Raw genomic sequence first — 6,099 nt, 5'->3', positions numbered from 1 at the left:
GTTCCCACCCGCCCGGGGACGGGTGCGGGGCGGCGGAAACGGATGTGAGAGCAGTCCCGGTCGCGTGCTAGCCTTCTGGATGTCGGCGGGTCCACCGCCCACCGGTCCCTCGGGTCCGATCCGGGAAAGTGCGGGAGCACTCCCCGGGATGTGGGAGAATCGATCCGAGGACACACCCAATGCGCGGGTGGCGGAATAGGCAGACGCGCTGGATTCAGGTTCCAGTGCCCGAAAGGGCGTGGGGGTTCAACTCCCCCCTCGCGCACAGAGAATGTGGGCGGCACCCATGGTGCCGCCCACATTTTTCTTTTCCTCCGTGATTCCCGTCCGATCGTTTCGGTGGCGCCCTCCCGGCTCCGGGGGCCCCGCCGCCCCCGGCGGCGCCCCCGGGTCCGCGGTGCGCGTCCCGGCTGTGAGCAACATCTCGCCCCGGCCCGCCCCCGCCTCCGCGCCGGGGCGCGGACGCGGACGCCGGGCGGTTGTCAGAGGCGGGTTCTAGCGTCCCCGCCATGACGTCCAACGTGCAGGCGTACGCCTACGCCCGACCCTCCGCGGTGCGCGGCGGGACCCTCGGTCTGGAGACCTCCGGCGGCCTGACCCCCGCCGGTCCCGCGGTGCGACCGCACTTCTTCAGCGGTTTCCTGACCCGTCCCGCCGCCGCGGCGGCGGCCCTGCTCGCGGTGGCCGATGTCGCCGCCGCGCGCCATCACCGCCCCGATCTGGCCCGGTTGCGCGACCCGGTGGTCACCGCGCACGGTGATCGGCTGCGCTTCGAGTCCTTCTCCGGCTGCTGCGGCGTGCACGCCCGCCTGGACGTCCTCGGCGACGGGTTGGACGGCGGCGAGGTGCTGCACGGCACCACCAACGTCGACGTCAACAACCCGTTGCGGGACGCCCTGGGCCGGATCGGCGCCGACGACCCCGTGCACCTGCGCGTCGGCCCGGAGGAGTTGACGGTCACCACCCTCGACGGGGCGGTCGTGGAGAAGAAGGTCCCGCTGCCCGAGCGGTGGCTGCGCGGCTTCGCCGAAACCCAGGTCATCTCCGCCGGATTCGACCTGCGGGCCGAGCTGGACGCGACGGAGGCGGTGCGGTTCCTGCGCTCCCTGCCGCGCGCGGGTCGGGCCGACGGGACCGTCCGCTGGTACGTCCCCACCGGTCGCGGCCTGCGTCCCTCCAGCCGGCCGTCACCCGGCGCGGTCTGCCTGCCGGGCCCGGTGCGGCTCGGGGTCCTGCACCGCGTGCTGCGGCACGTCACCGGCCTGCGGTTGTACGGACCGCCGGTGGAGCCGAACGGGGCGCCGCCGGCCGGCGCCTGGGAGGTGCTGCTGCCCGGCATGCGGCTGACGCTGTTGCTCTCGCCGGCCGTCGCGCGCGGGTTCAGCGGTGAGGGCGCGGTCCTGGACGCCCTCTCGGGGGACGAGGCGGCCGCCGACGCCGAGTTGATCGCGGTGCTGCTCGCCTGGGAACCGCGGGTGGACCCGGCGGAGCTCGCCGAGCGCTCGGGGCTGACGCGCGATCGGGTGCGGGCCGCGCTGGTCCGGCTGGGAACCGCCGGTCGGGTCGGTTACGACATCACCGAGGCCGCCTACTTCCACCGGGAGTTGCCGTACGAGGCGGACCGGGTGGAGCGGCACAATCCCCGTCTGGTGGCGGCCCGCGCGCTGGTGGCCGAGGGGGCGGTGAACCTCGTCGAGGGCGGCGGGGGCGCCACGACCGTCGGCACCTCCGGGGCGTTCACGGCCCGGGTGCGCTCGGGGGAGCGCGTCCACCTGGTGCGCTCCGGCGCCGACGACCGCGTCCCGAGCTGCACCTGTGAGTGGTGGGCCGACCACCGGGGGCGGCGCGGCCCCTGCAAGCACGTTCTCGCCGTCCGCATCCTCCACCGGCGCGGCGGCGTTTTCGGACCGGCCGCGGCCCCGACCTCCACCGGGAGTTCCCGATGAGCACGACGACCGCTCCCGACACCCGCGACTCCCGCCCCGACGTCCGCGCCGCCGACCCGAAGACCCTCGCCCGGTTGCGGCGGAAGGCCGGCGGTGACCCCTCCGCCGCGCTGCTCCGGGCGGTTGAGGAGGCCGCCGAGCGGGAGATACCGATCCTGCTGGCCGACCTCGACGACGCGGCGCGCCGCGCCCTGGTCCCGGAGCTCAAGCGACTGCGCCGGGAGAACCGTTGGGGCAAGTCGGGGGTGCACCGGGCGGCCCATCTCGCCGGTACCGGGTGCCACACGGGTCCGGTGGCCTGCGCGACCTGGCTGGCCGCCTCGCGCGAGTTCTTCCGCTGGGGGGACACCACCCCGTTCCGGGAGGTGCTGGCCGGTCGGTCGCCGGAGTTCCTGGCGAAGGTGGTGGAACGGTTCGCGGACCGCTCCGGGTTGCAGCCGTGGGAGGTGGATCTCCTGATCCGCCTGGCGGACGCGGCGGGCGTGGAACCGCCGGTCACCGAAGGGGTGGTGACGGGCTGGAGCGGGCGCGTGCACCAGGCGGTGTACGAGCGCGTCCAACGGCGCCGACAGGCCAGGAGGGCTCGACGGGCCCGGGGGACCCACCGCACCGATGCCCCGCCAGCGGACGCCGGGGAGGCTCCCGCCCCCGGTGAACCGGCCGGTCACCTCCTCACGGTGCTGCGGGAGGACCCGCTGACCGCCCGGGCGGTCCCCGTCCTGCTGGACACCCGGGAGCTGTCGGGCCGGCTGTACGACCCGCACGACCCCTACGGTGCCGCCGGGCCGCACCCCCTGGACACCTGGGCCGGGGCCCTGGCCCACCTCGCCGGGGAGGGTCTGTTCGACCGGGAGGCCCTGATCGAGACCGCGATCGCGGTCTCGGCCCGCTCCGGCCACCCGCTGTCCGACACCCGCTTCCACGTGGCACTGCTGCGGGCCCTGGACCCCACCGACGCGGAGGCCGCCGATCGCACCGGCGACTGGGTCCGCCTCCTCGCCGAGGCGCCGACCCCGGCCGCCGGCTACGCGCAGGAGACGCTGCGCCGGTTGTGGGAGGCGGAGCTACTGACGGTCGAGCGGCTCGGCGAGATGTCCCGCGCGGCGTTCTTCCGCGGTGAGAAGAAGCTGATCCGGGCGCAGTTGTCGCTGCTCGATGCCGTGATGCGGGCCCGGCCGGAGACCGTGCCCCTCCTCCTGCCCGCCGTCGGTGAGGTGTTCGGACACACCGACACCGCCCTGTGCGAACGCGCCCTGCGGGTGGTCGGTCGGCGGGTGCGCCACGCGGACCGGGCGGCGCGTGAGGAACTGGTCGCCTCCGCGGACCTGTTGGGGGCCGGCCTCCTGCCCCGGGCCGCCGAACTCCTCGACGCCCCGCAGCTCCTCACCCCTCACGGCGAGGGCCCGGCCGAGCCGCTGCCCGACGTGTTGCCCGAGCCCCGGGCCCCGCGCCCGCTGCCGGCGCCGGCGGCCGGCCCGGAGGAGTTCGCCGCCGTGGCGGGATCGGCCCTCGCCGCCGAACTGCGCGGTCGCGTCGCGGTCGCCGATCACGAATGGACCCTGGACGGCCTCGTCCGGCTCGCCCACCGGGACCGTGCCGTGCTGGTCGGGGTGCTGGAGCCGATCCTGGAACGCCACCGGGAGTGGCTGGGTTACCGGGAGTGGCTGCGGCACAGTGACTTCAATCTGCTGCTGCCGATGGTGGCGGCGGCCGACGGGCTCGTGTCCGTCGACCTCGGGAAGGCCCGGCGGATGGTGGAGAAGGCGGACTGTCGGCACGCCAGGTTCTCCGCTTCCCGCCGCCGGCGCGTCCTGGAGGTCACCGAGATGCTGATCTCCGGGGCGCCGCCGCTGTTGCTGTCCACACCGGACGACGAGTCCGGCGCGTTGGCTCCCGGCACCCTGCTGGAGCGGCTGCGGCTGTACCGGGACGCGGGGGCGAAGGCCGGTCCGGTGGATCTGGACCTCGCGCTGCTGCGGTGCCGGCCGGCCGACGACCCGACGGGGCTCGCCGAACGGGCGAGGGAGTTGGGCACCCCGGAAGGGGCGCGGTTCGCCGGGTGGATCGAGGGCCCCGGCCTGCCGGACTTCCCCTCCGGGCGGATGACGGCGCACGTGTGGAGGGGGGACACCCGCCCGGAGGCGGTCTCCGCTCCCTCACCCGAGGTGGCGGCGGCGCTGCCTGCGCTCCCCGAACTCGGCGGCGGGTACCCGGCTCCCTCCGCTCGCGCCTCCTCCGAGCACTGGTGCGGCTGCGGGTACTCCTCGCCGCGGCAGTGGGCGTCGATGCTGCCGCACCGGCCCGACGCGGTGGCGGTCCACCTCGTGCCGTCGCTGGCGAACTCCGCCAGGTGGAACGACCGCCCGGACACCGGACAGTTGATCATGCTGGCCGAGGCGCCGGGGCCGGCCGGGCCCGCCCTGCACCTGGCGATCGCCTACGGGCTGGGCGCCCGGCACACCGACGACCGGCTGGCGACGGTGGACGCGATCCTCGCCCTGGCCGGTCGGGGCACCCTGGACACCGTCCGACTGGGCACCGACCTGGCGGAGGTGATCGGGGTCGGGGCGGTCAAGGTCAACCGGATCGCCGATGCCCTGGCCACGCTCGCCTCGGCGGGGGCGCCGGCGACGGCGTGGGCGGTGCTCTCGGTGGTGCTGCCCGTCCTGCTCGCCCCGGGGGGCACGCCCCCGCGCGGTGTCGCCGACCTGTTGGCGGCGGCGGCCGGATCGGTGGAGGCGTGCGGGGCACGCGGCGATCACGCGTGGCTGGACGCCCCGGCCGACCGGAAGGGCGGGAGTCGGGCGGTCACCGAGGCCGGTCGCCTGCGCCGAGCCCTGGCGGCGTGACCGTCCGGGGCCGGCCCGGCCCCGGGTGAATCCGTTCCGCCGGGGCGGCCGGTGGTGCCGGTGGTGCCGGTGGTGCCGGTGGTGCCGGTGGTGCCGGTGGGGCCGACGCGGGCTGTGCGGTCCGTGGTCGGTGGCCGTGACCCCGCCGCGGCGGGGTGGTGCGGGGTGTGACGTTCGGGGTGTGACGGGGCGCTCCCGTTCCCCCGGCTGTGCCGGGGGTGCGGGAGCGGCGGCCCCCGGCCCGGGGGCGGATGCGGGACGGGCGTTTTGCCGGGCCGACTCGCGCAGCAACCACAGGCCGTTGAGGGCGACCAACACGGTGGAACCCTCGTGGCCGGCCACGGCCAGCGGCAGCGGCAGGTGGCCGACCAGGTCCCGGGTGATCAGGTCCCGGGTGATCAGGGCGACGATGAAGACACCGGCGATCACCAGGTTCTGCACCACCGGGCGGCGGGCCCGGCGGGAGAGCGCCACGGCGGTGGGGACGGCGGCGAGTTCGTCGCGGACCACGACCGCGTCGGCGGTCTCCACGGCCAGGTCGGAGCCGGCCCGCCCCATGGCGACGCCGGTGTGCGCGGCGGCCGGCGCGGGCGCGTCGTTGACGCCGTCGCCGATCACCAGTACGCGCCTGCCGGCCGCCTCGAGTTCCCGCACGGCGGTCACCTTGTCGGCGGGCAGCAGGCCGGCCCGCACGTCCCGGTCCGGGTCGATGCCGGCCTCGGCGGCCACGGGGCCGGCGGCTCCCGGGTTGTCGCCGGTGATCAGCAGCGGCCGGGAGCCGGTCAGCGCGGCGAGGTCGGCCACGGCGCCGGCGGCGTCGGGGCGCAGCCGGTCCGCGAGCCCGAGCACCCCCGCCGGGCGGCCGTCGCGCAGGACGACGACGGCGGTGCGCCCGCGTGCCTCCAGGTCGGCGACGAGCCGGCGGGCCGGGGCGGCGACCGGGGCGGACAGGTCGGCGAGCAGCCGGGGGCTGCCGACCGCGACCGTGACCTGCCGGCCGCCCGGGTGGTCGGGGGCTCCGGCGTCCCCGGCGGTCACCCGGGCGGTCACGCCGGAGCCGGGGACGGAGGCGAGGATCACGATGAGCAGCGCGCCGTCCATGGGCTGTCCGATGGAGGCGGCGCCGAGCGCCGCGACGACCATCAGCAGGTCCACGTCGAGGGTCTTCTCCCGCAGTGCGCGCAACCCCTCCAGCGCCCGTTCCCCACCGCCGGTGACGTAGACCGCCGCGTAGGGCGGGCCCCACAGCCACGCGGGGGCGCCGGTCAGGTGGAGGGGGAGGGCGAGGAGGAAGAGCGCGAGGG

The 6,099-nt window shown here is 76.4% G+C and carries 2 protein-coding genes, 1 tRNA gene and 1 pseudogene; 3 read left to right on the top strand and 1 reads right to left on the bottom strand.

The window, feature by feature from the left end; translation table 11 throughout:
- Positions 1-181: 181 nt before the first annotated feature.
- The 3 genes from FNQ90_RS09900 to FNQ90_RS09890 all read left to right on the top strand — a co-directional run bounded on the left by FNQ90_RS09900 (position 182) and on the right by FNQ90_RS09890 (position 4,795).
- Positions 182-265, top strand: a tRNA-Leu gene (locus FNQ90_RS09900).
- Positions 266-509: 244 nt separating this feature from the next.
- A complete protein-coding gene (locus tag FNQ90_RS09895; RefSeq protein ID WP_182606028.1) occupies positions 510-1,946 on the top strand; it encodes an SWIM zinc finger family protein in 1,437 nt (478 codons plus the stop codon).
- Complete coding sequence (locus tag FNQ90_RS09890) at positions 1,943-4,795, top strand: DUF7824 domain-containing protein (RefSeq protein ID WP_182606027.1); 2,853 nt, start codon at positions 1,943-1,945, stop codon at positions 4,793-4,795. Before FNQ90_RS09895 ends, FNQ90_RS09890 begins: the two co-directional genes overlap by 4 nt.
- Positions 4,796-5,056: 261 nt before the next feature.
- On the opposite strand, the pseudogene FNQ90_RS09885 reads toward FNQ90_RS09890, so the two are convergent.
- Positions 5,057-5,866 (bottom strand): annotated as a pseudogene (locus FNQ90_RS09885) (HAD-IC family P-type ATPase); the annotation flags it as partial.
- Between the last annotated feature and the right edge of the window lie 233 nt (positions 5,867-6,099).

The organism is Streptomyces alkaliphilus (assembly GCF_014141535.1).
In the GTDB taxonomy this organism is placed as follows: domain Bacteria; phylum Actinomycetota; class Actinomycetes; order Streptomycetales; family Streptomycetaceae; genus Streptomyces; species Streptomyces alkaliphilus.
The sequence above is the reverse complement of the archived record's forward strand: the minus strand, read 5'-3'. Positions and strand labels throughout refer to the sequence as shown.

What these genes read in the sequence shown, in the direction of transcription:
- FNQ90_RS09890 (WP_182606027.1), top strand. Translation starts at nt 1,943, where the DNA reads ATGAGCACGACGACCGCTCCCGACACCCGCGACTCCCGCCCCGACGTC.
- FNQ90_RS09895 (WP_182606028.1), top strand. Translation starts at nt 510, where the DNA reads ATGACGTCCAACGTGCAGGCGTACGCCTACGCCCGACCCTCCGCGGTG.